At 52.8% G+C, this 26,324-nt stretch carries 24 protein-coding genes, 1 tRNA gene and 2 pseudogenes; 12 read left to right on the top strand and 15 right to left on the bottom strand.

Annotation, left to right across the window (positions count from 1 at the left end; genetic code table 11):
• Positions 1 to 180 precede the first annotated feature (180 nt).
• A complete protein-coding gene (locus AC6I8J_RS04970) occupies positions 181 to 3,942 on the top strand; it encodes an NAD(P)-binding protein (RefSeq protein ID WP_285086210.1) in 3,762 nt (1,253 codons plus the stop codon).
• 14 nt (positions 3,943 to 3,956) lie between these two features.
• Here the strand turns inward: AC6I8J_RS04970 and AC6I8J_RS04965 are convergent, their stop codons facing one another.
• Positions 3,957 to 4,286 (bottom strand): hypothetical protein, encoded by a 330-nt coding sequence (locus AC6I8J_RS04965; RefSeq protein WP_222924375.1) that lies wholly within the window; start codon positions 4,284 to 4,286, stop codon positions 3,957 to 3,959.
• Positions 4,287 to 4,638: 352 nt separating this feature from the next.
• Between AC6I8J_RS04965 and AC6I8J_RS04960 the strand changes: the two genes are divergently transcribed.
• Positions 4,639 to 5,877, top strand: coding sequence for an AI-2E family transporter (locus AC6I8J_RS04960; protein ID WP_161732041.1), 1,239 nt, complete (start codon positions 4,639 to 4,641; stop codon positions 5,875 to 5,877).
• A gap of 64 nt (positions 5,878 to 5,941) precedes the next feature.
• Here the strand turns inward: AC6I8J_RS04960 and AC6I8J_RS04955 are convergent, their stop codons facing one another.
• From AC6I8J_RS04955 to AC6I8J_RS04945, 3 genes are all read right to left on the bottom strand, one after another.
• Positions 5,942 to 6,259, bottom strand: a complete 318-nt coding sequence (locus AC6I8J_RS04955; RefSeq protein ID WP_161732039.1) for a KPN_00521 family repetitive protein — start codon at positions 6,257 to 6,259, stop codon at positions 5,942 to 5,944.
• 138 nt (positions 6,260 to 6,397) lie between these two features.
• Complete coding sequence (locus AC6I8J_RS04950) at positions 6,398 to 6,823, bottom strand: DUF4186 domain-containing protein (protein WP_161732037.1); 426 nt, start codon at positions 6,821 to 6,823, stop codon at positions 6,398 to 6,400.
• Between the two features lie 12 nt (positions 6,824 to 6,835).
• Complete coding sequence (locus AC6I8J_RS04945; RefSeq protein WP_253421259.1) at positions 6,836 to 7,108, bottom strand: cupin domain-containing protein; 273 nt, start codon at positions 7,106 to 7,108, stop codon at positions 6,836 to 6,838.
• Positions 7,109 to 7,276: 168 nt separating this feature from the next.
• Here AC6I8J_RS04945 and AC6I8J_RS04940 point away from each other — a divergent pair, with 168 nt between their 5' ends.
• Complete coding sequence (locus AC6I8J_RS04940; protein WP_497825144.1) at positions 7,277 to 8,206, top strand: lipid kinase; 930 nt, start codon at positions 7,277 to 7,279, stop codon at positions 8,204 to 8,206.
• A gap of 7 nt (positions 8,207 to 8,213) precedes the next feature.
• Here AC6I8J_RS04940 and AC6I8J_RS04935 read toward each other — a convergent pair whose 3' ends face one another.
• The 4 genes from AC6I8J_RS04935 to AC6I8J_RS04920 form a co-directional block, all read right to left on the bottom strand.
• Positions 8,214 to 8,447 (bottom strand): BssS family protein, encoded by a 234-nt coding sequence (locus AC6I8J_RS04935; protein WP_222924380.1) that lies wholly within the window; start codon positions 8,445 to 8,447, stop codon positions 8,214 to 8,216.
• A 497-nt stretch (positions 8,448 to 8,944) separates the two neighbouring features.
• The gene (locus AC6I8J_RS04930; RefSeq protein ID WP_161732028.1) at positions 8,945 to 9,910 is read right to left on the bottom strand and encodes a magnesium and cobalt transport protein CorA; all 966 of its coding nucleotides are present in this window, start codon (positions 9,908 to 9,910) and stop codon (positions 8,945 to 8,947) included.
• A gap of 101 nt (positions 9,911 to 10,011) precedes the next feature.
• Positions 10,012 to 11,031 carry a DUF481 domain-containing protein gene (locus tag AC6I8J_RS04925; RefSeq protein ID WP_497825143.1) on the bottom strand — a complete coding sequence of 340 codons (1,020 nt, stop codon included), beginning with the start codon at positions 11,029 to 11,031 and terminating at the stop codon, positions 10,012 to 10,014.
• A 96-nt stretch (positions 11,032 to 11,127) separates the two neighbouring features.
• Positions 11,128 to 11,724, bottom strand: coding sequence for a DUF1349 domain-containing protein (locus tag AC6I8J_RS04920; protein WP_497825142.1), 597 nt, complete (start codon positions 11,722 to 11,724; stop codon positions 11,128 to 11,130).
• A gap of 355 nt (positions 11,725 to 12,079) precedes the next feature.
• Here AC6I8J_RS04920 and AC6I8J_RS04915 point away from each other — a divergent pair, with 355 nt between their 5' ends.
• Entirely contained in the window at positions 12,080 to 12,316 is a 237-nt protein-coding gene (locus AC6I8J_RS04915; protein ID WP_305820004.1) for a DUF2171 domain-containing protein, read from the top strand.
• 169 nt (positions 12,317 to 12,485) lie between these two features.
• Here the strand turns inward: AC6I8J_RS04915 and ddpX are convergent, their stop codons facing one another.
• A complete protein-coding gene (gene ddpX, locus AC6I8J_RS04910; RefSeq protein WP_497825141.1) occupies positions 12,486 to 13,067 on the bottom strand; it encodes a D-alanyl-D-alanine dipeptidase in 582 nt (193 codons plus the stop codon).
• A gap of 514 nt (positions 13,068 to 13,581) precedes the next feature.
• Here ddpX and AC6I8J_RS04905 point away from each other — a divergent pair.
• Positions 13,582 to 13,908, top strand: a complete 327-nt coding sequence (locus AC6I8J_RS04905) for a SymE family type I addiction module toxin (protein WP_497825140.1) — start codon at positions 13,582 to 13,584, stop codon at positions 13,906 to 13,908.
• Positions 13,909 to 14,574: 666 nt separating this feature from the next.
• On the opposite strand, the gene AC6I8J_RS04900 is transcribed toward AC6I8J_RS04905, so the two are convergent.
• Positions 14,575 to 17,826: a hypothetical protein gene (locus tag AC6I8J_RS04900; protein ID WP_497825139.1), complete on the bottom strand. Its 3,252-nt coding sequence runs from the start codon at positions 17,824 to 17,826 to the stop codon at positions 14,575 to 14,577.
• A gap of 328 nt (positions 17,827 to 18,154) precedes the next feature.
• A pseudogene (locus AC6I8J_RS04895) lies at positions 18,155 to 18,355 on the bottom strand (tyrosine-type recombinase/integrase); the annotation flags it as partial.
• On the opposite strand from AC6I8J_RS04895, the pseudogene AC6I8J_RS04890 reads away from it, so the two are divergent.
• A pseudogene (locus tag AC6I8J_RS04890) lies at positions 18,351 to 18,659 on the top strand (tyrosine-type recombinase/integrase); the annotation flags it as partial. The pseudogenes AC6I8J_RS04895 and AC6I8J_RS04890 overlap by 5 nt on opposite strands.
• Positions 18,660 to 18,677: 18 nt before the next feature.
• Here the strand turns inward: AC6I8J_RS04890 and AC6I8J_RS04885 are convergent.
• A tRNA-Arg gene (locus AC6I8J_RS04885) sits at positions 18,678 to 18,754 on the bottom strand.
• Between the two features lie 94 nt (positions 18,755 to 18,848).
• A complete protein-coding gene (locus AC6I8J_RS04880; RefSeq protein ID WP_497825138.1) occupies positions 18,849 to 19,352 on the bottom strand; it encodes a DUF1198 family protein in 504 nt (167 codons plus the stop codon).
• Between the two features lie 173 nt (positions 19,353 to 19,525).
• On the opposite strand from AC6I8J_RS04880, the gene folD reads away from it, so the two are divergent.
• Both folD and ybcJ read left to right on the top strand, forming a co-directional pair.
• Entirely contained in the window at positions 19,526 to 20,392 is an 867-nt protein-coding gene (gene folD / locus AC6I8J_RS04875) for a bifunctional methylenetetrahydrofolate dehydrogenase/methenyltetrahydrofolate cyclohydrolase FolD (protein WP_161732013.1), read from the top strand.
• A complete protein-coding gene (gene ybcJ / locus AC6I8J_RS04870; RefSeq protein ID WP_013357050.1) occupies positions 20,393 to 20,605 on the top strand; it encodes a ribosome-associated protein YbcJ in 213 nt (70 codons plus the stop codon).
• Between the two features lie 27 nt (positions 20,606 to 20,632).
• Here the strand turns inward: ybcJ and AC6I8J_RS04865 are convergent, their stop codons facing one another.
• On the bottom strand, positions 20,633 to 21,739 hold the full coding sequence (locus AC6I8J_RS04865; protein WP_497825137.1) for an AAA family ATPase: 1,107 nt from the start codon (positions 21,737 to 21,739) through the stop codon (positions 20,633 to 20,635).
• Between the two features lie 33 nt (positions 21,740 to 21,772).
• Complete coding sequence (gene cysS / locus AC6I8J_RS04860) at positions 21,773 to 23,158, bottom strand: cysteine--tRNA ligase (RefSeq protein WP_033782242.1); 1,386 nt, start codon at positions 23,156 to 23,158, stop codon at positions 21,773 to 21,775.
• A 212-nt stretch (positions 23,159 to 23,370) separates the two neighbouring features.
• Here cysS and ppiB point away from each other — a divergent pair, with 212 nt between their 5' ends.
• From ppiB to purK, 4 genes are all read left to right on the top strand, one after another.
• Positions 23,371 to 23,865, top strand: coding sequence for a peptidylprolyl isomerase B (gene ppiB, locus AC6I8J_RS04855; protein WP_013357047.1), 495 nt, complete (start codon positions 23,371 to 23,373; stop codon positions 23,863 to 23,865).
• Positions 23,865 to 24,581 carry a UDP-2,3-diacylglucosamine diphosphatase gene (lpxH, locus tag AC6I8J_RS04850; RefSeq protein WP_497825136.1) on the top strand — a complete coding sequence of 239 codons (717 nt, stop codon included), beginning with the start codon at positions 23,865 to 23,867 and terminating at the stop codon, positions 24,579 to 24,581. The genes ppiB and lpxH overlap by 1 nt, the downstream gene beginning before the upstream one ends.
• Before the next feature lie 130 nt (positions 24,582 to 24,711).
• Positions 24,712 to 25,218 carry a 5-(carboxyamino)imidazole ribonucleotide mutase gene (gene purE, locus AC6I8J_RS04845; protein ID WP_161732007.1) on the top strand — a complete coding sequence of 169 codons (507 nt, stop codon included), beginning with the start codon at positions 24,712 to 24,714 and terminating at the stop codon, positions 25,216 to 25,218.
• Positions 25,215 to 26,279, top strand: coding sequence for a 5-(carboxyamino)imidazole ribonucleotide synthase (purK, locus tag AC6I8J_RS04840; RefSeq protein WP_497825135.1), 1,065 nt, complete (start codon positions 25,215 to 25,217; stop codon positions 26,277 to 26,279). Before purE ends, purK begins: the two co-directional genes overlap by 4 nt.
• Positions 26,280 to 26,324: the final 45 nt, after the last annotated feature.

Here is a 26,324-nt window from a genome sequence, read left to right as displayed (position 1 = left end):
GCCGCACGTTTAGTTCTGCTATCTCACGCATCCAAACCGTCACAGGCTCTGTTGCCTGCAATTTAGCGTCTGTGACTTATGGCAAGGATCGCCAGTCTGCTTTGCATACCTGTAACGCCCTGACCCGTTTCGCGACGGCTCGTCAGCGGGAAGCGTGTTGCTTTTTTTTCGGGAGATGCCATGACGCCCTTTTCCAGTTTCTGGCAGGCCGGCTACGAAGGAGCTGATCATATTAATCCGGCTGGTGTTGCGCTGTCGATGAACGATCTGAACCAGCATCAGGCGCGCGCGGCAGAGGATTATGCCGCGCTGGGGCCCTTTGCCATTCGCACGGTGCGCGAAAGCGTCGGCTGGCGGCTATGTGAACGCGACGGCCGCTATGATTTCTCCACGGTCGCTGCACGGATTCAGGCAGCAGAGCAGCAGGGTATTCAGCTGAGCTGGACAATCTGCCACTACGGCTGGCCCGCGGGTGTCAGCCTGTTTGATCACGACTTTGTCCCCCGTTTCGCTGCCTTCTGTGGCGCACTGGCCCGCTTCCTGGCGCCCTGGTATCAGCAGGCACCGATCTACTCCCCGATGAATGAGATCTCCTTTGTCAGCTGGGGCATCTCGGTCGGGCTGTTCGCCTGTGAGGCGATCCCGGAGCCGGCCCGGGCCGATGCCGCCAAGCAGCAACTGGTGCGCGCTACCCTGGCTGGCTGTGATGCGATCTGGCAGGCCGATCCGCGCGCCCGTGTGCTGCACTGCGATCCGCTGATCCATATCGCGCCCGATCCCGCCGATTCCGACAGCGACCGTCTGGCGCGTGAGATGTGTGACACCCAGTATCAGGCGTGGGACATGCTCAGTGGTCGCCGCAATCCGGAGTTGGGCGGCGCACCCCGCTATCTCGATCTGATTGGCGTGAATTACTACCACGACAACCAGTGGGAACAGGGTTCCAACCGGCGGCTTTACTGGCATCTGGGCGACCGCCGACGCCAGCCGCTGCATCAGCTGCTGCTGCAGGTCTGGCAGCGCTATCAGCGGCCGCTGCTGCTCGCAGAAACCAGCCACGTCGGCAGCGGCCGCGGCGCCTGGATCCGTGAGATCGCCACACAGGTTGCACAGGCGCAGCTGGCGGGCGCGGACCTGCTCGGCATCTGCCTCTATCCGATTCTTGATCGTCCCTTGTGGGAAGAGACCACCTTCTGGACCCGCAGCGGCCTGTGGGATCTTGACCTACTCGGCACCGATCCTTACGCCCGCCAGTTACAGCAGCCCTATGCTGACGCCTTGCGCCAGGCGCAGCGCTTTTTGCAGCACATCCAGTCCCCATTACATCCCAGCCAGGAGCACACCATGAAACCACCTGTTCTTATCGTTTTCAGCCATTTACGCTGGGGCTTTGTTTTTCAGCGTCCGCAGCAGCTATTGACACGCCTGGCGCAGCACTATCGCGTGCTGTTTGTCGAGGAGCCGGTCTGGCAGGCGGGGCCACCAGGTCTGCATCAGAGTTCGCCTGCCGCCAACATTACGGTGATCCAGCCGCACACCGACAGCGACGCGCCCGGCTTTCACGACAGCCAGATCGCCCCGCTGCTGTTGCTGCTGACGCCGCTGCTGGAGGAGGACGAACAACCGCTGATCTGGTTCTATACGCCAATGGCACTGCCGCTGCTGACGCCGTTTGATCCGGCACTGGTGATTTACGACTGTATGGATGAGCTTTCGGCCTTTCAGAATGCGCCGCGCCAGCTGCAGCAGCGTGAATCGGCGCTGATGACCCGCGCCGATCTGGTCTTTACCGGCGGCTCCAGCCTCTATGAAGCGAAGCGTGATAAACACGCTCAGGTTTACTGCTTCCCCAGCAGCGTTGATGCCATTCATTTTGAACAGGCGCGCGATCGCACGAATCGTCATCCGTTACAGGATGCCATTCCGTCGCAGCGTCTGGGTTATTACGGCGTGCTGGATGAGCGTATCGACCTGCCGCTGATAGCCGTGCTGGCAGACAGCCATCCCGAATGGCAGATCATTATGGTCGGACCGGTGGTGAAAATTGATCCTGCCAGCCTGCCGCAGCGCGACAATATTCACTGGCTCGGTCAGCAGCCCTATCAGGCTCTGCCGCAGTTTCTGGCGGGCTGGGATGTCTGTCTGATGCCATTTGCCATTAATGCTTCGACCCGCTACATCTCCCCGACCAAGGTGCTGGAGTATATGGCGGCGCAGCTGCCGATTGTCAGTACTGCCATTGTCGATGTGGCGCGCCACTACGCTGAGGAAGTGGCGGTAGCAGAGACGCACGCGGAATTTATTGCCGCCTGTGAACAGGCAATGGCGATCGGTGCCGCAGAACGGCTGGCGCTGGCGGGACGGATGCAGGCCAAAGTGGATGTTACTTCCTGGGATCGCACCGCAGAGCAGATACATGGCCTGATCCAGCAGGCGCTGACGCAGCGTCAGCCCGCACTGAAGTCTGCCAGTCAGGCCCGCGCGCAGGCTGATGTCATGCCACTCACACCAGCGATGCTGGAGAGCGATGCGGTGCCCTGCCTGATTATTGGCGCCGGACCGACGGGTCTGAGCGCCGGGTATCACTATGGCGAAGGCGCGGTGCTGCTGGAGAAAAATAGCACGCCCGGCGGCTGGTGCCGATCGATTGACGATCAGGGGTTCACCTTCGACTATGCCGGTCACATCATGTTCTCGCAGGATCCCTACGTGTTGCAGCTCTATGAGCTGCTGCTGGGCGACAATCTGCACTGGCAGGCGCGCGAAGCCTGGGTTTACAGCGACGGTGTTTATACCCGTTATCCCTTCCAGTCAGCGCTGCACGGCTTGCCGGTCGGGGTGGTAAAAGAGTGCGTGCTGGGCGCTATCGAAGCGCGTTACGGCGAAACCGCGGCGGCTGCCGTGCCACTGGATCGGGCGCGGGCGCGGCGGGATTGCTGTGCAGATGGCGCGATCCCCGATGAGGGTAGCAGTCTCGCTGCCGTGGAGGGCAAAGAGGATTTCCAGCATTTCATTATGCGCACCTGGGGTAAAGGCATCGCGCGTCACTTCGCCCTGCCCTATAACCAGAAACTGTGGAAAGTGCCGCTGACCGACATGGAAACGTCGTGGCTGGGCGGACGCGTGCCGCTGCCCGATCTGTCACAGATCATTGATGGTGCGCTGCAACCGCTGGCGAAACCGGTCGGCCCAAATGCCCGTTTCGGCTATCCGCTGCGCGGTGGCTTCCAGGCACTGATGTCGGGCTTTTTACCGCACCTGAAATGTACGCTGGAAACGGACACCACCCTGACCCGCATTTACCCGCAGGCGCATGTCGCCCTGCTGGCGGATGGTCGCCACTACCGGTATGAACAGTTGATCAGCACCATGCCGCTGCCGGAGCTGATTAAGCTGATGGGTGATGAAGTGCCGGAGAGCGTCCGGCTGGCGGCGCAGCAGCTGCAGTTTGTGTCGGTGCGCTGTGTGAATCTGGGCATTGGCCGGGCTGACCTGACTGAAAAACACTGGATTTACTATCCTGGCGATACGCTGTTTCATCGCATTTTTGTGCAGGGTAATGCCAGTCCGCACTGCAATCCGCCGGGCGGCTTCGGCTTAACCTGTGAAATCACTTACAACGCGGCTAATCCGCTGCCGCTTCAGGGCGATGCGCTGATTGAGCGCTGCCGTCAGGATTGCATCCGGGTCGGCATGATCACCGCGGACGATCCGCTGCTCTGCGCATCTGAGGTTGATATGCCTTACGCCTACGTGGTCTATGACCATGCGCGCAGCGATAACGTGGCGCTGATCCGCCAGTGGCTGCTGACCCAGGATATCCATCTGTCGGGTCGTTACAGCGAGTGGGAATATTACAACTCGGATCACGCCTTCCTGGCCGGTAAACGCGCGGCCGAAAATGTCCAGTTGCAACATGTCAGCGCAGGGACGCTTGGCTGATCTGACGCCGACCGTTATGAAAGACGCTGGCTGCACTTTGCGGCTTTCAGCGACTGCAACGCAGTGACCCGCTTTTCCACTTTCCGGGTGGCATTGTATTTTGCAATGCCATTGCCCAGTCCGAAATCCCCGACAAAGCCCAGCACGGTCAGAGCATTAAACTGGCCGGTCTGCTCAATATCACTCTGCACGCTGTACGCTTTACTCAGCTCCTGATCCAGGACGTTGCAGTTCAGCGTCGCTGTCTCTTGCGGCGTCACCGCAGCCGCTTGTGGATAGTGTTTGGTTGCGCAGCCGGTTAACACCAGCACCAGTAGTCCCATTAAGACTTTCTGTTTACACATTTTTCATTGCCTGTTTTTTGCCCGATTAACAGGGTTATCGGCAACATACACAGAGATCATGAGTCTCTGAGCTACCAATAATGGTCGAAACCGCTACGCTAATGTAGGATTCAGCGCGCTGCAGTCAGAGGCAGCCCGCTACCAACCGGAAGTCACGCAGCGAACGCACATTGCCCGTTCATCACTTCTGCCAGACCTTTCAGAGAGTTAGCCAGCATGATGCTGCCATCAGCAGTATTTAACGAGCAAAGCCTGAGCGTTAATTTGTGACAAGGCAGCCGCGCAAGCGAAGCCGGACACAGCAAATTTGCGCGTCGGGTTTATCAGAGTTTGTTCCAGATGAGGTTTCTCCATGCGTTTTAAAGGATTGAACATCGGGTTTTTCATTTTAATTCTGGCTATCGCCACCGTCGCGTTTTTCGAGGTGCTTTCGCCCTATTTCTCGCCAATTTTATGGGCGGCGATTCTGGCGGTGATTTTCCATCCGCTGAAAACCTGGTTGCGCAACCGACTGGGTGACCGCAACGGCGTGGCCGCCTTAATTACCCTGTTCTGCATCTGCCTGATTGTCTTCACGCCACTGGCGATTATTGCCTCCTCACTGGTGGTTGAAACCAACGCGGTCTATCACAAGCTGCAGACCAACTCGTCGCAGTTCCCGGCCGTGTTCGCCGATCTGCTGCAGCATCTGCCGCGCTGGGCAAGGCATTTCCTGGCTGAAAATAATCTGGATAACGCCGCACAGATTCAGCAGAAGCTCTCCTCGTTTGCGCTTAAGGGCGGTCAGTATGTGGCGGGCAGTGCCTTTATCATCGGTAAAGGGACGTTCAGCTTCACCGTCGGCTTTGGCATCATGCTCTATCTGCTGTTCTTCCTGCTGAAAGATGGCTCCTATCTGGTGCATCTGATTCTGGAAGCGCTGCCGCTTTCCACCTACGTGAAGCACCACCTGATGGTAAAGTTTGCTGCCGTGGCGCGCGCGACGGTGAAAGGCACTGTGGTGGTCGGTATCGTGCAGGGTATTCTCGGCGGGCTGGCGTTCTGGTTTACCGGCATCGATGGCAGCCTGCTGTGGGGCGCGCTGATGGCGTTCCTCTCCCTGATTCCGGCGGTCGGTTCCGCTATCATCTGGGTGCCTGCGGCAATCTTCTTCTTCGCCACCGGCGCACTGTGGAAAGGGCTGTTCCTGGTTGGTTTCTTCGTGGTGATTGTCGGTCTGGTGGATAACATCCTTCGTCCGTTGCTGGTCGGTAAAGACACTAAAATGCCTGACTATATGATTTTGATCGCCACGCTGGGCGGCATGGAAATATACGGCATTAATGGTTTCGTGATCGGTCCGGTCATTGCTGCTCTGTTTATCGCCTGCTGGAATCTGCTCTCCGGCCGCGACAACCGCGAAAATATTGAAGTCATTGACGAAGAAGTGATCGAAGAAGGCAAGAAACAGTCAGAGACAGCGGCAGAAGCCGCAGCGGAAGCCGCTTCTGCTGCAGCCGATGCGGCCGCTGAAGCGGAAATCAAAGTGTCAGCGTTAGCCGCGGCGGAAAGAGAAGCCGCAAAAAGAAAGGCAGCGGACAACAAAGCGTAACCTGGATCAGCCATAAAAAAACCCACCTTCCGGTGGGTTCTTTTTTAACCTGAAAACCAGCGTCTTAGTTGGTCGCTTTGTTTTTCAGATCTTCAGCACCCTGCTTGGTTTTATCCCAGCCTTTTTCAGTGCCTTCTTTGGTTTTGTGCCAGCCTTGCTGAGCACCTTCGGTGATCTTGCTACCGGTAGTGTGGCTTTTGCCTTCAGCGGCATGCTCAGACTTCAGCTTCAGCTCTTTGCCTTCGTTCTGGGTCTGATGCAGTTTTTCTTTCGCAGTATCAGCGCCTTTATGCGCTTCCGCAACGGTGTTATCTGTGGTGGTAGCAGCAAATACTGGCGAGGCCAGCAAAATAGCAGACAGTGCAATAATTGATTTCTTCATAATTCCCTCTGTATTCATCGTTGCCGTGTAGGTTTTAATCCTGGCATAGTCTTTCCAGGAAAGATTTAAGAATAAACCAGGAATGAAAAAGGGCCAGTTTTTACCAGAAAAAGCCGCTGACTGTAGCTTTTTCATCCATTACCAGAGCGCCAGCTGCGGATCGTCGTCCGGTTTCGGCTTATTCCGGCTCACGCGGGCGGGCGGTGCTGGCTGCTGCATCTGATGGGTGATCCACGCCAGTAATACCGTCACGACATAATCCTGCTGCTCAGCGCTCAGCGGCTGATGCTGCCCGATGTTGTGCCACTTGTTCAGACAGCCACGACAGCAGGTCGCGGTGGCGTGCTGGGCGATAAACACCGGATGGCCGCGCATCGGCGTCTGTTTGCCATCATTTTCTGGCTGAGCAGGCGCCAGCCGCTGTGCAACAAACTCTGCGGCGTGCTGTCGTAAAACCGGCTCGCCTTTGCTGCTCGCATAATCGTACTCAGCGCGTCCCAGTCGAAAGCGCTGACGAAACGGCGAACGTGCCAGTCGGGTAAACAGATCGTCAGACACGTTCATACTGATTGCCAGTTACTCATATTTACGCCCCGCCAGATAGCTGACGCCCTGTGGTCCGAACGCTTCGCGATGCAGTTCATTCGGCTGCAGGTGAAACGTCTCGCCGGGATGATAGGTCGTGTCGCCCTGCTCGGTACTGATGGTGATGTCACCACTGAGAATCAGGGCCAGCGCTTCAAAAGGATGGACGTGATTATCAAGCTGGGCTGATGCGGCACGCTCAATCAGCAGTGGCTCATCAAAACCCTGTTCGGCTAACAAATTTCTGAATTCGTGTTCGGTCATTGCAACTCCTCAATATGGAACTGACCCTAAGCAGTGTAGACGATCTTTATCGCCGCTTATGGCACGGAGCGGGTACGTAAAGTCGCGCAAACAGGGTTGTTCACGGGTCAGGCCGATGCTGTACTTGCCGTCTCATTCCCCATTTTGACATCAGGATAACGTAAAAGTATGTCTAACCCTCAGAGAACGGCTCTGCTGCTGATTAATCAGCGCTCACGAAAAGGACGCATTGAGGCCAGTCGGGCGCAGACGCTGCTGGTTCAGGCTGGTTTCACCCTGCTACAACCGGACGAGGATGAGACCCGCACCTACAGCCAGCTCATCGCGGCGTATGCCGGTCGCGTCGATGCCGTGATCGTCGGCGGTGGCGACGGTACGCTTAACGCGGCCGCGCCGGGACTGATGCAGACTGGCCTGCCACTGGGCATTTTACCGCTGGGCACCGCCAACGATTTTGCCCGTACGCTGGGCATTCCCGCCAGCCTTGAACAGGCGGTGAAAATTATCGCAGACGGGCAGTGGCGCGCTGTAGATCTGGGGGAAGTGAATCAGCACCTGTTTCTCAACGTCTGCAGCATCGGCTTTTCGGCAGAGCTGGCGCGTAACCTTACGGCGGAATCGAAAAAACGCTGGGGTGTCGGCGGGTATGCCCTGGCAGCGTTGCGGCTGCTGCGGCAGAGCCGTCCGTTCAGCGCCACGCTGGTGCATCAGGGTCAGCGGATACCGATCAAAACGGTTCAGGTATCGGTAGGCAACGGGCGCTTCTACGGGGGTGGCATGACGGTGGAACAGTGCGCAGCACCCGACGATGGGCTACTGGATGTCTACAGCCTGGAGTTGCAGCACAGCTGGCAATTGATTGCGCTGCTGCCCTTTCTGCGGCGCGGCACGCATGGCCGCTGGCGCGATGTGCGGGCGTTCAGCACCACGGAACTGACCATTGAAACGCGCCGTCCTCATTACATCAATGCAGACGGCGAGATTATCGGCCAGACACCGGCACATTTCCGTCTAATCGCCCGTGCGCTACAGGTTTATGCCCCAGGCGACGGCGCGATATACCAGCCCGCCAGCAGGCGTTGTAACCAGCGTGAGTAATAAGAAACTAGTGTCCGATGCCGTTTTTTTCAGCGTAGTCGATATGCTCAGAAAGACTGGTGGCCAGCTTCTTCGCCATTTCAAGGGTCAGCCCCAGAAACAACGTCTCCTGCGGGCCCTGTTCTCGCGGGGCGTCGGGGTCGATATAACCGAATTTCAGTACCAGTGCCCGATGTGATTTCAGGGGACCAATATGCCAGCCGGTAACCGGATAGAAGGTAAAACTCGTAAATTCATTCACTTTGATCCTGACTGTGAAAGCATAACGCTGATTGGGAGTCAGGCCAGCTCTGATGATAAAACATGAATAGAGTGCTGAGTCTGAACCAAATTCACAGGATTACAAGGGAAGCGGCAGAACAAGCGCAGCGTCAACCGGTTAGCATCGTTGCGGCGTCTGGAGCCTTGCCTGACAGGCAAATGTCGGTAAATGACGCCCGCGCTTCTGTTACCGGAGGCACTGGTCTGACGTAATCCATTCAACTCAGACGCTGTAATCAATCCCCGGCGCTTCTGTCTTCGGAATAACAGAACGTTGAACGTTTTAATGTCATCGCAGCCTGTTTCATCCGTTCAAATCACGCCAGGATTGTGACGCTTCCAGCACGTCGTCAGAATTAATGATGGTCGTCTTTGCGCACATCAGGTACACACACGGGCAGCTGCATTTAGCATGCGAGATGACGCCGTATCAGGATTGGATGAGGCGCCCCGGCATCCCCCCCTGCCAGACGACAATCACAGCCAGCCAGAGCGTCGCAGTTTAGCCCACAGACCGCCACAGGCCAGCAGCGTCAGCCCAACCGCCAGCGGATAGCCATACAGCGACTTCAGCTCTGGCATATGTTCGAAGTTCATGCCATACATGCTGAACACCACGGTCGGAATCACCAGGATCGCGCCCCAGCCCGCCAGCTTTTTGACCACCTCATTCTGCTGCACCGTCACCAGCGCCAGGTTGACCTGCATGGCGCTGGTCAGCATCTCCCGCATATCTTCCGCGTCGGTCACCACATGACGGGCGTGATCCTGCACGTCGCGGATATAGGCGCGCAGCGGACGCGGGATCAGATCTTCATGCAGGTGGATAAGCTGGTTACAGATCTCTTCCACCGGCAGCGCTGCATTGCGTAGTGACAGCAGATGACGTCGCATGGTGTAGACCGACTGAACCGACTTACGGTCAAATTCGCTGGTGAAGAGATCGTTCTCCATCTGCCCCACCCGCTCATTCAGCGAGGTAGAGAGCGCGGCATAGCGATCGACAATGAAGTCGAGCAGGCAGTAGAGCGGCCAGGCTGGGCCAAACTTCAGCAGCGCCGGATTTTCACACGCCCGCTGCCGCACCGGGGTATAGCTTTCAGATGCGCCGTGACGGATGCTGATCAGGAATTTTTTTCCGACAAAGAAATGGGTTTCGCCCAGTTCGCAGCTGTCATCCTTCGCACATACCGTCTTGACCACGATAAAGAGTGAGTCACCGTAATGTTCAATTTTAGGGCGCTGGTGGGCATTAAGCGCATCTTCAACCGCCAGTTCGTGCAGGCCGAACTCCTCTTTAATTTTCGCCATAAATTCAGCATCTGGCTGCCACAGCCCGAGCCAGATAAACGCTTCCGGCTCTTTAATCACTTCACTGATATCTTCGACGTCGACCTCTTCGCCCGCACTTCCCGGACGATATACCCTGCTGCTTACGATCATCTTTTGCATTCCCGTTGTGCCAGTACATGCAGCTTAGCCAAAGCCGGGCCTGTAACCGGATAAAAACCGTAAGGATTTGCTGCGACTCCACTATCAGCGGGTTACCACTTCAGGCCTAATCCGGTGGAAAAGATGCCTTCGTTCAGGGTATCAGGAATGCCGCTGACCAGATTGCGATGATAGCCAAGGTGCAGGGTTGACCAGGAGGTCAGGCTATAGCGCATCCCGACTTCCGCATCCAGCATAAACACCCCGTCATCATCCAGTGAATGACCGACATCGCCGTTGCTGTAAAGCGTGACCGATTTACCCAGCAGATAGCGCTGATAGTTCCAGCGCAGCGAGCCGCCAAAGTGCCGTTCTTCGCGATCGTCGCTGTAGCCATATTCAAAGGCTCCGCCCAGCACGGAGAGAGAGAACGCGCTAAGTTCGGTGTCCCACAGCTGATAACCGGGGCCGGTGCCGAGCAGCGCCTGGCGTGAGAGGTTCTCCACCCAGTCGCGCTTGTAGGTCGCGCGGGTCTGCCAGAAGAACTGCTCACTGACCAGATAGTCGAAGGCGTAGCGCAGGCTGTAGTTATCTGTGTTAACGCTCGCATTTTCCTGCTCACGGTTATAGGTCGCGCCGATGTCGTGCCGCCATTTTCCCTTGTTCAGTTTGGTGTTGAGCGCAAAGCTGTAGTCGTCAGTTTTCGTCGAGGCTTTTTTGACCTTCACACCGGCATCGATATTGCCGGTCCAGGCAAGCTGATCGCTGCGCACTTTGGCTTTCATAAACTCATCGATGCGCCTGACGGAGACCTGCTGCTCCTGCTCATTGCGTTCCACCCAGACATAGCCGGGATCGGACGAAGAGAGCCGCACCTGATAATGTTCGCCGGTCTTTTTATTTTCGACATTGACCGGATTGTCGCTGGCAAGCGTACTGACCGCATTCCACGCCAGGGTGACGGTGCCCGCGTAGTGTGTCTCTATCGCCAGCTTGCCGTCGCTGAGGTAGCGGATCGTGCCAGTCAGTCGATCGCCATTATTCAGCCAGACGGTATCGGCTGCGGCCTGCTCTGCCCATCCGGCACAGCAGAAGATGACCAGCAGCCGGGTCAATAAGGTGGCGCAACGCATAGCTTTCCCTGTAAAGGCGTCGTTCGGTTCGGACGACGCGTCACCGTAAATTCGGACCTGACAATTAAGCGGATTCCGCGATGATATGCAATGAGGTCAGGAAAGGTCGTGCAGTGCTTTACCGAGCGGCGGACCCAGCGTGAAATCGCTGAAACGGATCGCCAGCCCCTCGCGTTCAGGCGAACAGCCCATCACGCCGACAAAACGCCGCGTCTGACCCGGCCACGGGCAGAGCCGCAACAGTGGCCAGGTCAGGCCGTCGGTGGAGTACTGGATTCGTAATACCGCCTTTTCCAGCGTGGCACGCAGCCAGAACTGACGCGCATCACCGGGAAAAACACCTGTAGACCAGTCGGAAAACTCACGCGTGACTACGCTGCCAATGGCAGGCTGATCATCGTTAAACTCAATGCCCGCCTTAACCCAGTGCGTTTCGCTATCCTGAATAAACAGACCAGCCTGATCGTAGAGCTGACTGAAATCCGCCCTCACCTGCACCTGAACGGTAAAATCGTTTTCCACCCAGAAGCCAAAAGCGTGGCCGCTGTGCCGTTCGAAGCCGTACCAGGTACGCTGCCAGAAATCGCTGTTCAGCGCGGTTTCAAACCTCAGCGTATCGCCATCCAGACTGTGTACCGGCGGCTGATTAATCCAGACGCTACCTTCAGCGGTAATGGAACTGACTGCTGTCATAGGCACTCCTTTGGGTAAGTTAAACCGCCCGCGTTCTGGCCGATCTGCGGCGTGGCGATTGACCTGATTATCATAGCGTTGATTGGTGAACGGGCGGCAGACGATTGCGGCAAATCTGATGATGCCGATGTGGCAGGCAGTGAGGTCAGCAGACCCGTGGCGGCAGACACGCCGGTTCCGTTAGCGGTTTCGCTTATATACCTTTTATTCTTCTGCCGGAAATAAATAACAGCGACCAGGTCCAGCTCACTCAACTATTTCATTTTGTTAATAGCCTGGCGCAAATCGCATTTAACAACCAGACTTGTTTTGTCTGAGGGCAACTGAACTCATTAAATATAAGGATTAAGCCACCATGGTAGATAAATCAGAAATTTTAGATCACGCGCAGGTTGTTGATGTGAATGGCGAACATGTCGGGATTGTCGACCACTTCGAAGGCGACGACAAAATTAAGCTGGCGAAAAGCGATCCTGAAGCGGGCGGCAAACACCACATTATTCCATTCAGCTGGGTGAAAGAGGTTGATGATAATAAAGTCATCCTTTTTAAAGCCAAAGCGGATGTTGAAAGTGAGTGGCAGTCTGCATAAAACATTAGCCGTGGCATCTGCCACGGCTTATTTATTTTCTTCGCGTTACGCTATTTTTGCTTATCACCCTGCCCGAACCCGCTCATTTTATCGCTCTGCCCTTCTGCATTTGATGAAGAAACAACGCTTTCTGCATTTCCCCTGAATATACTCAAATTGTTCTGTTTTCTCAGAGGCTGATATTTTCTGGTTGCGGTAAGGAATAACAGCCAAATACACCGTCGATCAGCAGGTAACTTTCGGAACCGGGCAATTCAAAATGCCACCATTCGGTCGCAATGCCGGTGAAGCCACCACCCAGCATGATGGCATTAAGCATCAGACGGTTACGCTGTGCCTGAACGGGCACCGCAGGGTGATAAGGATGGGAGTGCTCACTCATCTCATCGAAGCCGGTACCCATATCAACGATTTCGCCCTGCTCGTCGATAAGCGTCACGTCTACTGCGGTGCCGCGGCTGTGGTTTGATCCGCGCGTCAGCGGTGCGACATAGTCCTGATTCGGGCAGGCCTGCCACAGGATTGCCTGCGCGGCAGGTGGCCGGTACGCATCGAGGATCAGCAGTGAATAGCCCGCCACGTTTGCAATCCCGATGCTTTTCGCCAGCGCTCTTGCCGCATCAACGTGCAGCAGACAGCGCGCATCGCGGTAGATTGGCTGTCCGGTAAGGTTGTCGGCGGTAGCGTATTTCAGATCGATGGCTAACTGAGGAAAGGCCTCAGCAATATCAACAAGATTTTTACTTTCCATGATGAAGTGCTCCCTGTTTATGTGCTCTGTGGCGGGCTGGCCGGAGAAGATAGTTATGAGGCGGTTATCATGGCACTGCGGCGGGAGGAAAAAAAGGTGTGATGGTTTTCTGAGTCTGTTCGTGGTGTGGCAGTTTGTTTACTCAGGATGCTGGCTGGCAGCGTTTATGGCTTCAGGGATCGGTATGAGCGAGATAATTAGTCCGGTGACGTCAGGATAGACTGCGCTTTATAAAAAAGTGTGGTCGGATGAAAATCGTTATTTCATTTACGCTAAATAGAAGCGACTGCCTGTTTTACATGGACTGTATTGTTGCAATTAATTACTTTAACCTGCGATCTTCGCCGCAAAAAACAACCCTTTAACTGTGAGGAAACTTGCTGATTTACATCGATTTTCAGCTGGACTTTATTCGTATTAGTTGATTATATGTACAGGTATTTAGCGCGATACAGAGGTGTTGGAGCACCCCTGGATCGCTAATCACAACCACTATTTAGCGAGAATAGAGATTATGACTGAGTCAGAGTGTAATGCAGTTGGTTTAAATCCAGAAGCCCCTTCCGTTACCCGGCGTAAATTAACAGTGAGTTATGCCAGCCGGTATCCCAGTTATATCCGTATTCCCTCGATCATTATGAAAGGCCAGTGGCTGGCAGCCGCCGGATTTACTACCGGCACCGAAGTCGAGGTGAACGTTACAGAAGGCCGTATTGTGCTGACCGTGAAACCACCAGAGCCGGTCGATGAGCAACTGGTTAACGCGTTGGCGCAGCTGAATAAGCTGCCTGCAAAGAAACAGAAGCAGGTGCTGGCATTGTCGGGTGTGACTGCGGGTTAGCGGTGTTGAGGTGAAAGGATGCCGCTTCTGGTTGGGGAGCGGCAGATTGAGGACGCTAGTGTCACAAATAATGATGAAGCCTGCATGCTAATAATCCGTTATTTAAATCCTTTTTCTTTAGTCAGGTGTTCTGGATTAAGCTCATCATCTCTGTATACCCTGGCCAGGATTTTTTAAATCAGTTAAGAAAAATAACCCTACCTCGTCGATTTCCCAACAGTATACCAGGCATTTTGCAGGGAGATTTTTATCGCCCTGTCGATGAACCACATTTGAACCTATTAAGCATTCCTATGGAAATGCAATATGTAAATGACATAATTCGCGCCCCAGATCCTTATGATTTTTGCACCCAGCCATCCTGCACTTTTCTGAACTAAATCCACCATGCGCAAGTATGCGTAGATTCTGTTTGGCCGCCTGTACCTCGTTCTCTGAAGGTAGCCGCATTAATTCGTTTACCTTAAAGGCAAACTCTGGAAAAGGTGTCTGTTTCGGAGAACACTCAATATACCATTCCTGACAGCATTCCAGACAGCGATACTATAGCGCCACACAAAATTTGGCCACCTGAACAGAGGTGATATCATTCAGATTAGAGGCGCAGTTTTCAATAATTTATTTAGAACCCGCCTCCTTAAGAGGCGGTATACTTAGCGAACAATTCTACTTACTGTTTATCAATTCCAATAATGGGACGTCGGCTACATCATTAGGAATGTAGGGATCATCTTCTTCTAAATTAACCCCAACACAATCAACATCATTTAATCCAATTTCCCAAGCCCACCTAACGTCTAACGTACTCATTTCTATCCCTAAACCATCTTTTTTGGGATGCTCAGGAACAATATTTTTTAACATCGCATCGCACCCTAGATAGAATTTCCCACAAGCATGATACGCAGCAAGAAACATTTCTAGATTGACATTGTTATCAGGAGTCATTGTATTAACTCTACTGATCATAATCATTCTTTTAGTCAATGGGGTTGACTTCATATTTTCAGATATCAGTACTCTGTAATAACTTGGGTTTTTAACTGAAATACCCTTGACAATACAAACCCGCAATCTTTCTTTAGTATCAAGCAAGCCTACTGATAATATAAGATCTTTAAAAATATCTTCACCTACACTGCCGTCTTCAAATAATAGATATAATCCTGGGTGACAAGATTTTAATTGAACGAATCCTACTCCTTTCCAGCGTGTTCTATCCCACAGACGAGGTTTGATTAGACTTTGTATGGAATAATCTTTATGTGTAATGTTTTCGGAATTAAGTTCATCTTTAGGCATCCTTCCTTTTCCAAATATTGGAACATTTATATCCACCTTTTCCAACGTCTTAGGAAATTCGCTATCCCAGGGTTTATCTCTGAGAAGCGGGTAAGCTTTCTTTTCAGCACTAGTGGAATAGATTTTCTTAATTTGTTGATCAATATCATTTCCAAGAACATTTTCAATAGCTTTTATACAGCCACTGAAACTTATTGCTCTGTCGAATGCAGCATCTTCGAAAATCATCTTTTTAATGTATTCAGTTTTTTTTATAAAAAATAATTCAGGAAGAAGATGAAATAATATTTTCTTGAATTCATTGGTGACCTTTTGTTGATCACTGATTCTAAAATCACTTGTATCAAAACCAGCGCAGCTTATTGTAAGGTTTAATTTCCCACCATTGCTACTTATTTCATAAGATAAAGATAAGGCATCATCGTCATCTGCTATTACTTCAATAATTAAAAACGCTTCTTTCAAATGGATGTTATCAATCGTACAAGTTGCAAAAGCACTCTCTAAAAGTGATAAGACATTAGTTGAAAACTCTATAAATGGTGACCGATTCGGGAAGTTAATTTCTATTGTGCATCCAAGAATAAAAGATAAATGTACTCCTCGTTTGTCATGGTTATCATTTATACCTTGAGTATTAAATCCAGCATCAAAGTCACGTGTTTTTTGCAAAAAATCATTATTATCATTATCTGCAACAACTTCGTACTCACGCTCAAAATCTTCAATATAACCTAAAGCATATTTAAGACATCCTGATGATACAAACAGTCCTAATCTATCGAGTTCATCAGGAATATTAATCTGTCGATTTATTTCCTTTAAACCAGCATTCAAAATAAGTTGACTTATGTAAAAATCGACCTGATGATTTTCTTTATCACCTAACGATCTATCGCTGATATTCTGGTTAATTATTAAAAACAATTCATACCATAAAAGGGCATGTGCTAATCTCCCCAGTTTTATTTCTGTTAAGCATAAACTATAATAATTCTCAGCCTGTTTTAATGATATCTCATCATACTTCCAGTAGTTATCTGTAATCAAAGAAGCGGATAAAAGCAAGCATGAACGTGAACTCCATAGCAACCCAATGGATTCGTAAGCATAGGCAATAGCTTTTAATGCTAATATAAATTTATCTCGTGACTCCTCTTTATAGAGTGGAATAAAAGATTTCCCTAAATATTTGATAGCCTGATAATGGCGACCATTTTGAATGCTCTTTATACCTCTTCGTAGATTTAACAATGCCCCTTTAACTTCGCCACCTCTAATAGCAGATTGCTCAGTCATGTAGTCTAATAAATTTTCATATGCATCTAAATCGAAAAAAATGTCATCCAGTTCGTTCAAAAGCTGGAAGTTTTTCTCAAAGGGATACCCTATTAAACTACCACTATTTTTAAAAATTTCATGTAACTCTTCAAATACAACCGAAGCATCTGCTACATCTGAAAAAGTTGTCAATTTATAAATAGCTTTATGAGTTCTCGCTGTGAGCGCATTACTAGGACGTGATTCATCGTCAGCTATCTCATCTAGTTTAACGAGCATGTTACGTTCGATATTCTCAATGTCGATCGTAGATGTTGCGTTGTTAATTCTAATATAACTTTTATGAACTGTTACTAAGTTTAAAACCTTCTCCCATTTTGAGGAATTAGTGGAGGACGCTATACTTTCATAGGCTAATTGAAGGTTTTCTTCGAAGAGATTAAAATCTTCCATCCAAAACTGCGATTTCCAAGCGTATTGATAATACGCATCTAACAATTGTTGATTAGTCCCGAATTTTTTTGAGATTTTTATCGCTCTTTCAAATAGACCTTGTGTTTCTATTAATGGTTTCTCGAGTTCAGCGCTTAATTCTGCAATTTCTAAAAATATATCCACTTGTTCATATGAAATTTCAGCAGGATTTATTTTCTCTCTAATATACTCGGCTAATTCTTCATATTTTTTATGCTTCTTATAATCATTTTCTCCAAAAATAACTTCTCTTTTATATTGTGTTGGAACTGACAATGAATCAATGACCAATTGCTCAAAATGGTTTTTGTAAATTTGATCTAATAGCCAATTAATATCTAATATACGGACATCTATTTCAGTTTTTGTTTTTAGTGTATCCTCAACCGCTGAACGAATATTGGACTTTGCAGATTGATTCGTTATGCAAAATACTTTAGTATACCCACGATTTGTTTCTTTTATCTTAAGTACATCTTCATGGCATTTTTTCTTCCAGTCTTTACGTGTACTCACCGCAAAGGCCCAGCGCTCTTTATCTGATGTATCATTAACTCCTTCGAACCAAAGAATCTTACTTTGCTCCGAAACAGGAAAGGTCTGCGTGTCAGTTTTACCATCACCTCCAGCTACAGGGCCAGTCTGCTCAAGGAGATTAGGGCAAATTATTTTCTCACATATTCTTTTAGCAAAATCTTCGAATTGTAATTCTTGATTTCTTGTATTTAGAGTAGAAATAAAATGCTCAAGTACAACTCTATCTAAAGACCCTGTCTCTTTGATCGTTGAATCAGAAAATTTTTCGGGACGACGACGCTTTAGGAATTCTTTAGATGAAAATTTGGCTTCCTGTACTTTCATGATTGTTATGCTCCATTTTTTACCTGCATCAAACCCTTATATTTATTCACTGGAATTATTATTCATACCGTTTTTTTGAATAAAAAACCCATAGTATGCTATTTTCAGACAAGCTAACTATATAATCACTATACCACTGTATCATTTCTCGCTTCACTGTAATTATTATCAAATACGGCACATGCTTGTTAGCCCCACGAACCGCGTTTTAATCCACATGTTAGAGCTTTGACCCAATTTACGTCTAGCTATAGCATTACTTACAACGATAGATGCTTATCCTGCAGCTACAGAAAATCTATGCCTTTTTACGAATTTTTACCGTGATTCACTTAGCCGCCAGCTCATCCACATAATCCCCATACCACAGCAACATCTCCCTAAGCTGCTTCAGGTACTACGCATGGTTGTATATGCCACGAATGGTGTTCTTATCCACATGTGACATCTGTGACTCGATCCACGCCGTGCTATAGCCTTGTTCATGCAATATAGTACTCATCGTGTGCCTAAAACCGTGCCCTACGGCAAGCATCAGGAAGATGCGGGTCGATTCTAACACTGCGTGGCGCGCAGCACTGAAACGGGCTGGCATTGAGGACTTCCGTTTTAACGACCTCCGGCATACATGGGCTAGCTGGTTAGTCCAGTCCGGCGTTCCATTATCTGCGCTGCAGGAAATGGGTGGGTGGGAAAATATTGAATTGGTGCGCCGGTAGGCTCGCCTGGCATCAGACCATCTGACCAAGCATGCGCGGCAAATTGATGCGATTTTTGGCAGTCGTGTCCCAAATCTGTCCCATGTGGAAAATCTGGTAGTCGGAGGGAGGTGATAACTCGTTGATTTTATTTGGCACGCCCTACAGGATTCGAACCTGTGACCTACGGCTTAGAAGGCCGGTGCTCTATCCAACTGAGCTAAGGGCGCATGGAGATGGCACGGATTATACGTCGGGAAGCGGGTACGTCAACGTTTTTGCCGTTTCTCCGCAGCGAAGTGCTGCGGTAATGACCAATTGACGTCAGTGGCGCCTGCGCCATTCGCTGAGCGACACAAGTTTACTGGTGCCGGTAAATTCTCCTTCCAGCTCAATCCCTTGTGAGGTGAAACGCGCATTGTATTGCTCACGAAGTGCGTGCAGCACCTGGCTGTCCGGCTCCAGCTGGCGCAGAAAGCCCAGCGCGAGCAGCAACTGCTGGCGGCTGATAAGCGGTGGAAAACCGGCACGACTGAGAATCGCATGCCAGCGCTGGCTGTTCTCTTCGCTGCCATCAACAATCAACACCTGCCAGATCAGCAGTACCGCTGCGCCGTTGTGCAGATGCGTTTCATTATCGCTGCTGAGATAGTCGGTAAACTCTTTCGCCGCCTCTTTCCCCATCATAGAGATCATTGATTCCACCTGTACCGGTGGCAGCTGCAGCCGTTTGCTGAGCCGCTGAGCGGCATGGCGTGAGCCAGCGGTGAGCAGCTGAAATCCAGCGACAAACACCACCGCCAGCGTAGCAAGCATTATCCAAATCATTACATCGTCCCCGGATTGTCCTGCAGATATCATACGCATGGAGGCAGGTACTCGTCGCGACGAAAAAGCCGGAAAGCGCATACGCGGCTGAAACTGTGACTGACAGCAGCCCACGCTTCTGACAAAATAGCCCCCTTCCCCGATTCAATACAACACAGTGGATTTCCTCTCTGATGGCAGCAAAAATTATTGACGGTAAAACGATTGCGCAGCAGGTGCGCGTTGAGGTTGCGGAAAAAGTAAAGCAGCGTCTGGCCGCCGGAAAACGTGCGCCAGGTCTGGCCGTGGTTCTGGTGGGTGAAAACCCGGCATCGCAGATCTATGTGGCCAGCAAACGCCGCGCCTGTGAAGAGGTCGGTTTCCACTCCCGCTCTTACGATCTGCCTGCCACCACCCGCGAAGCTGAGCTTCTGGAGCTGATCGATAAGCTCAATCAGGACGCTGAAATCGATGGCATCCTGGTGCAGCTGCCGCTGCCAGCGGGCATCGATAATGTGAAGGTGCTGGAGCGCATCACGCCAGATAAGGATGTTGATGGCTTCCACCCTTATAACGTTGGCCGCCTGTGCCAGCGTGCGCCAACCCTGCGTCCCTGCACCCCGCGCGGTATCGTGACGCTGCTGGAGCGCTACAACATCGACACCTATGGCCTGAATGCTGTGGTGGTCGGTGCGTCTAACATTGTTGGTCGTCCGATGAGCATGGAGCTGCTGCTTGCGGGCTGCACCACCACCGTGACCCATCGCTTTACCAAAGATCTGCGCCATCACGTTGAGCATGCCGATCTGCTTGTCGTTGCGGTGGGCAAGCCAGGCTTTATTCCGGGCGACTGGATTAAACCGGGTGCCATCGTCATCGACGTGGGCATTAACCGTCTGGACAGCGGCAAAGTGGTGGGCGACGTTGATTTTGACAGCGCATCAGAGCGCGCATCCTACATTACCCCGGTACCGGGCGGTGTCGGACCGATGACAGTCGCAACACTGATTCAAAACACGCTGCAGGCGTGCGAAGAGTTTCACGATAAAGAGGACGTTTAAATGGCAAGTTTTTCACTGGGTAAATTCCCGCACGTCGATCTGTGTGACCTGCTGAAGCTGGAAGGCTGGGTTCAGAGCGGCGCACAGGCGAAAGTCGTGATTGCCGAGGGTGAAGTGAAGGTCAATGGCGCGGTAGAGACCCGTAAGCGCTGCAAGATCGTTGCCGGTCAGACTGTGGAATTTGCTGGTTTTCGCATCACTGTCGTCGAGTAATTTTCAGGCGTCCCTGCGGGGACGCTGTCACAGCAGTGCTTCCCCCGCCACACGCGTCTCTCCTTCCCGCTGTTCCAGTGCAATATGATTCACCGCCGTATGCCGCGCAATCAGCGTTGCAAGCCGGGCTGAATGGCTGGTGATCCAGAGCTGACTGTACTGACTGGCTTCGGCGATTAAGCGCGCCAGCGCAGGCAACAGATCTTCATGCAGACTGTTTTCCGGCTCATTCAGCGCCATAAAGGCGGGCGGGCGCGGGCTGAGCAGCGCCACAACCAGACACAGAAAACGCAGCGTGCCATCTGAAAACTCTGCACTCTCCAGCGAACGCAGAATGCCATGGCGGGACATCAGCATCTGAAAGCGGCCGTTCTGCACTTCGACGTCAAACTGGCTGTCAGGAAACGCCTGCGCCATCACCTCAAACAACAGCTCTGAATGACCGCGCTCCACGATGGTTGCCCAGGCCGCGGCCAGATTACTGCCATCATGGCTCAGCACGGGCGCACGCACGCCAATCTGCGGCGCACGAATCGGTGAGCCAGGCCAGACGGCGAACTCATGGTAGAAGCGCCACTGCAGCAGCCGTTCGCGCAGCTGGGAAAGCTCCGGGTAGCGATGGGGTTCGCTAAGCTGACCAAACAGCGACTCTTCCGGATGCAGCACCGCCGGCCAGGCGACGCGATCGCCCTCAACGTTATGCAGAAAGGCGGTCTGATTTTCACGCTGCATGAGGCAGGCAGAATGACGACGACGCTGGCCGCTGAGCCAGAGCCGCTCCTGCTTCACCAGCGGATCAAGATTGAACAGGCTGGTCGACAGCGGCTCGGGAAAGCCAATCTCCAGCTGGTAATCCATATCATCCATCACCACGGCCAGCTCCAGCCGCTTCGGATCGTGTCGGCGATCGCCCCGGCGCAATCCGCCTGCCCACATCGCTTTCTGAATGCCGCCTTCGTCAGCCAGTGCCAGCGCGAGACGACCGCTGGCCGCCTCGTGCAGCAGTCGCACCGCTTTGTAGAGGTTGGATTTACCGTAGCCGTTGGGACCGCTCACCACATTCAGCTGTTGCAGTGACAGCGTCAGGTTACGTATTGAGCGGAAACCGCGGATCTGAATCTGTTCAATCGCCATAATAAAAAAGGGCGATTGCTCGCCCTCTCCGGTTTATTTTCGACGCCAGCTGGAGCCCTGTGGCCCATCCTCGACGATGACCCCCAGCGCGTTAAGCTTGTCGCGCGCGATATCCGCTTCTGCCCAGGCTTTCGCAGCACGCGCATCGGCACGGGCCTTCACCCAATGCTCAATCTCGGCAACCTCTTCATCATTAACCTGCGCGCCGCTTTGCAGGAACAGCTCAGGATCCTGCTGCAGAATACCCAGCACGTTAGCCATCTCGCGCAGCTTCGACGCCAGACCATGCGCTGACGCGCCGTCTTCGCTTTTCAGACGGTTCACTTCACGCGCCATATCAAACAGCACCGAGTAGGCTTCCGGGGTATTGAAATCATCATCCATAGCGCTGCGGAAACGCGCTTCAAACGCTTCGCCGCCGTGCGCTTTAACGCTGCTGTCGGTGTGACGCAGCGCGGTATAAAGGCGTTCCAGCGCCGCGCGCGCCTGATTCAGGTTATCTTCGCCGTAGTTAAGCTGGCTGCGATAGTGACCGGACATCAGGAAGTAACGCACCGTCTCCGCATCATAATGTTGCAGCACGTCTCGTACGGTGAAGAAGTTGCCGAGCGATTTCGACATCTTCTCGCGGTCAACCATCACCATGCCGGAGTGCATCCAGTAGTTAACGTAAGGACCGTCATGAGCGCAGCTCGACTGGGCGATTTCGTTTTCATGGTGCGGGAACATCAGGTCTGAACCGCCGCCGTGGATATCGAAATGGGTGCCCAGCTGTTTGCAGTTCATCGCCGAGCACTCGATGTGCCAGCCAGGACGGCCGTTGCCCCACGGTGATGACCAGGCGGGCTCATCCGCTTTAGACATCTTCCACAGCACGAAGTCCATCGGATTGCGCTTCACATCAGCGACTTCAACGCGTGCGCCCGCCTGCAGCTGCTCCAGATCCTGACGCGACAGCGCGCCATAATCGGTGTCGCTCAGTACATCAAACATCACGTCGCCGTTATCTGCCACATAGGCATGACCGCGAGCGATCAATGTTTCCACCAGCTCGATGATTTCAGCGATGTGACGGGTGGCGCGCGGTTCCTCATCAGGTGGCAGAATGCCCAGCGCGGCGAAGTCGTTGTGCATCTCGCCGATCATACGGTTGGTCAGCGTTTCGATGCTCTCGCCATTCTCATTGGCGCGTTTGATGATTTTGTCATCAATGTCGGTGATGTTACGTACATAGTTAAGCTGATAACCGAGGTAACGCAGGTAGCGCGCCACCACGTCAAACGCCACGAACGTCCGCCCATGACCAATGTGACAGAGGTCATACACCGTGATGCCGCAAACATACATCCCGATTTTACCGGCATGAATGGGTTTGAATTCCTCTTTCTGTCGACTCAGGGTGTTATAAATCTTAAGCATTGAACGGTTCCGTTTTCGCGTGTGGTTGGCTTTTTTAAGTATCCAGACATTGTGCCGTATTTTTATCGCTCGCGCGACGCAAAGCAAGCCAACTGCGCCGTGCTGCTGACGCGTCATTGGAAATTATGATATAAGAACGGTCGACTAAAAGGGGTACGCCAGTTAACAGCGCGATCCCGGCAACTGATCACAACCTTTACAGGACAACAAAAATGGTAACTTTCCAGACGAACCATGGCGATATCGTAATCAAAACTTTCGATGATAAAGCGCCGGCAACCGTACAGAACTTCCTGGATTACTGCCGTGAAGGTTTTTACGACAACACCATTTTCCACCGTGTCATCAACGGCTTTATGATTCAGGGCGGCGGCTTCGAGCCGGGCATGAAGCAGAAAGCGACCAAAGATGAAATCCAGAACGAAGCGAACAACGGTCTGAAAAACACTAAAGGTACGCTGGCAATGGCACGTACCTCTGCGCCGCACTCTGCGACCGCACAGTTCTTCATCAACGTGGCTGACAATGACTTCCTGAACTTCCGTGACGAAAGCGTTCAGGGCTGGGGCTACTGCGTATTCGCTGAAGTGGTTGAAGGTATGGACGTGGTCGAGAAGATCAAAGCCGTTTCTACCGGCCGCAGCGGCATGCATCAGGATGTGCCAAAAGATGACGTCGTTATCCAGAAAGTGACCGTCAGCGAGTAATGTCCCGCACGCTGTTTATCGCAGATCTCCATCTGTGTCAGGAAGAACCGGCGATTACCGCCGGTTTTCTGCATTTTTTACAGCGCGAAGCGCCCCACTGCGACGCGCTCTATATTCTCGGCGATCTGTTTGAAGCCTGGATTGGCGACGACGACCCCAATCCGCTGCATCAGCAGATTGCCCGCGCCCTGCGCGCCCTGCCGGTTCCCGTCTACTTTATTCATGGCAATCGCGACTTCCTGATTGGCCGACGCTTCGCGCAGGCCTGCGGCATGACGCTGCTGCCGGAAGAGCAGGTGCTGACGCTCTACGGCCATCGGTTGCTGATCATGCACGGCGATACGCTCTGCACTGACGACGCGGGTTACCTGCGTTTTCGGGCCAACGTACACAATCCCTGGATTCAGCGGCTCTTCCTGGCGCTGCCGTTGTGGATACGTAAACGCATCGCCGCCCGGATGCGCGCCGACAGTAAACAGGCCAACCAGCATAAATCCCAGACCATTATGGATGTGAATCAGGATGCTGTGGCCGACGCAATGCTGCGCCAGCAGGTGCCTTTGCTGATCCATGGCCATACGCATCGCCCGGCGATTCATACGCTGAACTTAAAAGGTGAAACAGCACAACGCGCAGTGCTGGGTGCCTGGCACAGCCGTGGCTCAATGATTCAGCTCGACGCCAGCGGCATTCAGCTTATCCATTTCGACTTTTAGTCTGCGGTTAACTCCCCAACCTTAGCCTGACGCAACCGTTTTCCTTGCGTGCGTCTCATGCTATTCTCGGTGCCCTTCAAAACCTGTCCGCCCGGCCAGGTCTGTTTGTTTATTCACAGGAGTTGACCGCATGTCATCCAACGCCCCGGCCCGCATCGCCATTGTTATGGGTTCCAGAAGTGACTGGGCCACCATGCAGTTCGCCGCTGAAATCCTTTCCAGCCTGGACGTCCCTTTTGATGTTGAAGTGGTCTCTGCGCACCGTACCCCGGATAAACTGTTCAGTTTTGCCGAAACGGCAGCCGGCAACGGTTATCAGGTGATTATTGCTGGCGCAGGTGGCGCGGCGCATCTGCCGGGAATGCTGGCAGCAAAAACCCTGGTGCCGGTGCTGGGTGTGCCGGTGCAGAGTGCGGCCCTGAGCGGCGTCGATAGCCTCTATTCGATTGTGCAGATGCCGCGCGGTATTCCGGTCGGTACGCTGGCAATTGGTAAAGCGGGTGCAGCTAATGCCGCCCTGCTGGCCGCGCAGATTCTGGCACTGCATGACAGCGCGCTGGCGTCACGCCTGAATACCTGGCGTCAGACTCAGACCGATGAGGTGCTGAACCATCCCGATCCGCGGGTGGATGCATGAAGCCGGTTTGCGTACTGGGCAACGGCCAGTTAGGTCGTATGCTGCGTCAGGCGGGTGAACCGCTGGGCATTGCGGTCTATCCGGTAGGCCTGGATGCCGATCCTGCCGCCCTGCCGATCGCCGATAGCGTGATTACCGCCGAAATCGAACGCTGGCCGGAGACCGCGCTGACGCGTGAACTGGCGAGCCATCCGGCTTTTGTTAACCGTGATATTTTCCCACGTCTGGCCGATCGCCTGACGCAGAAACAGCTACTGGATCAACTGGGGCTCGCTACCGCGCCGTGGCAGTTGCTGGCGGACAAAAGCGAATGGCCAGCGGTGTTTGATTCACTGGGCGAGCTGGCAATTGTGAAAAGCCGCACGGGTGGTTATGACGGACGGGGTCAGTGGCGTCTGCGTGCTGATGAAACTGACCAGTTGCCGGATGCGTGTTATGGCGAGTGTATCGTTGAGCAGGGCATCAACTTTGCCGGTGAAGTGTCACTGGTCGGCGCGCGCGGTCACGATGGCAAGGTCGTGTTCTATCCACTGACGCATAACCTGCATCAGGACGGCATTCTGCGCACCAGCGTGGCGTTTCCGCAGGCGGATCCGGCACAGCAGCAGCAGGCCGAAACGATGCTGAGCGCGATCATGCAGGCGCTGAATTACGTTGGCGTGATGGCGATGGAGTGTTTTGTGACGCCAGCCGGGTTGCTGATCAATGAGCTGGCACCGCGTGTGCATAACAGTGGTCACTGGACGCAGAACGGCGCGTCTATCAGCCAATTTGACCTGCATCTGCGCGCCATTCTTGGCCTGGCCTTACCGCAGCCGGTGGTGTTTGCGCCGTCGGTCATGGTGAATCTGATCGGCACTGCCGTGAATCTCAGCTGGCTGCAACAGCCGCTGGTGCATCTGCACTGGTATGACAAAGAGGTGCGTCCGGGTCGTAAGGTGGGCCACCTCAATCTGAACGACAGCGATGCAGAGCGGCTCAGCGCCGCGCTAAATGCTCTGGTACCTCAGCTACCGGAAGAGTACGCCAGCGGTATCGCCTGGGCCGTTGAAAAGCTGTAGTTTCCCGTAACGCGCCTGCAGGTTACGGGTGCAGTCTGAATAAAG

It is taken from the genome of Pantoea sp. X-Soil-ISGK-355 (assembly GCF_059730805.1).
The sequence above is the reverse complement of the archived record's forward strand: the minus strand, read 5'-3'. Positions and strand labels throughout refer to the sequence as shown.

Coding starts and splice junctions, on each gene's coding strand:
- AC6I8J_RS04970 (WP_285086210.1), top strand. CDS start 181: ATGACGCCCTTTTCCAGTTTCTGGCAGGCCGGCTACGAAGGAGCTGAT.
- AC6I8J_RS04965 (WP_222924375.1), bottom strand. CDS start 4,286: ATGTGTAAACAGAAAGTCTTAATGGGACTACTGGTGCTGGTGTTAACC.
- AC6I8J_RS04960 (WP_161732041.1), top strand. CDS start 4,639: ATGCGTTTTAAAGGATTGAACATCGGGTTTTTCATTTTAATTCTGGCT.
- AC6I8J_RS04955 (WP_161732039.1), bottom strand. CDS start 6,259: ATGAAGAAATCAATTATTGCACTGTCTGCTATTTTGCTGGCCTCGCCA.
- AC6I8J_RS04950 (WP_161732037.1), bottom strand. CDS start 6,823: ATGAACGTGTCTGACGATCTGTTTACCCGACTGGCACGTTCGCCGTTT.
- AC6I8J_RS04945 (WP_253421259.1), bottom strand. CDS start 7,108: ATGACCGAACACGAATTCAGAAATTTGTTAGCCGAACAGGGTTTTGAT.
- AC6I8J_RS04940 (WP_497825144.1), top strand. CDS start 7,277: ATGTCTAACCCTCAGAGAACGGCTCTGCTGCTGATTAATCAGCGCTCA.
- AC6I8J_RS04930 (WP_161732028.1), bottom strand. CDS start 9,910: ATGATCGTAAGCAGCAGGGTATATCGTCCGGGAAGTGCGGGCGAAGAG.
- AC6I8J_RS04925 (WP_497825143.1), bottom strand. CDS start 11,031: ATGCGTTGCGCCACCTTATTGACCCGGCTGCTGGTCATCTTCTGCTGT.
- AC6I8J_RS04920 (WP_497825142.1), bottom strand. CDS start 11,724: ATGACAGCAGTCAGTTCCATTACCGCTGAAGGTAGCGTCTGGATTAAT.
- AC6I8J_RS04915 (WP_305820004.1), top strand. CDS start 12,080: ATGGTAGATAAATCAGAAATTTTAGATCACGCGCAGGTTGTTGATGTG.
- ddpX (WP_497825141.1), bottom strand. CDS start 13,067: ATGGAAAGTAAAAATCTTGTTGATATTGCTGAGGCCTTTCCTCAGTTA.
- AC6I8J_RS04905 (WP_497825140.1), top strand. CDS start 13,582: ATGACTGAGTCAGAGTGTAATGCAGTTGGTTTAAATCCAGAAGCCCCT.
- AC6I8J_RS04900 (WP_497825139.1), bottom strand. CDS start 17,826: ATGAAAGTACAGGAAGCCAAATTTTCATCTAAAGAATTCCTAAAGCGT.
- AC6I8J_RS04880 (WP_497825138.1), bottom strand. CDS start 19,352: ATGATTTGGATAATGCTTGCTACGCTGGCGGTGGTGTTTGTCGCTGGA.
- folD (WP_161732013.1), top strand. CDS start 19,526: ATGGCAGCAAAAATTATTGACGGTAAAACGATTGCGCAGCAGGTGCGC.
- ybcJ (WP_013357050.1), top strand. CDS start 20,393: ATGGCAAGTTTTTCACTGGGTAAATTCCCGCACGTCGATCTGTGTGAC.
- AC6I8J_RS04865 (WP_497825137.1), bottom strand. CDS start 21,739: ATGGCGATTGAACAGATTCAGATCCGCGGTTTCCGCTCAATACGTAAC.
- cysS (WP_033782242.1), bottom strand. CDS start 23,158: ATGCTTAAGATTTATAACACCCTGAGTCGACAGAAAGAGGAATTCAAA.
- ppiB (WP_013357047.1), top strand. CDS start 23,371: ATGGTAACTTTCCAGACGAACCATGGCGATATCGTAATCAAAACTTTC.
- lpxH (WP_497825136.1), top strand. CDS start 23,865: ATGTCCCGCACGCTGTTTATCGCAGATCTCCATCTGTGTCAGGAAGAA.
- purE (WP_161732007.1), top strand. CDS start 24,712: ATGTCATCCAACGCCCCGGCCCGCATCGCCATTGTTATGGGTTCCAGA.
- purK (WP_497825135.1), top strand. CDS start 25,215: ATGAAGCCGGTTTGCGTACTGGGCAACGGCCAGTTAGGTCGTATGCTG.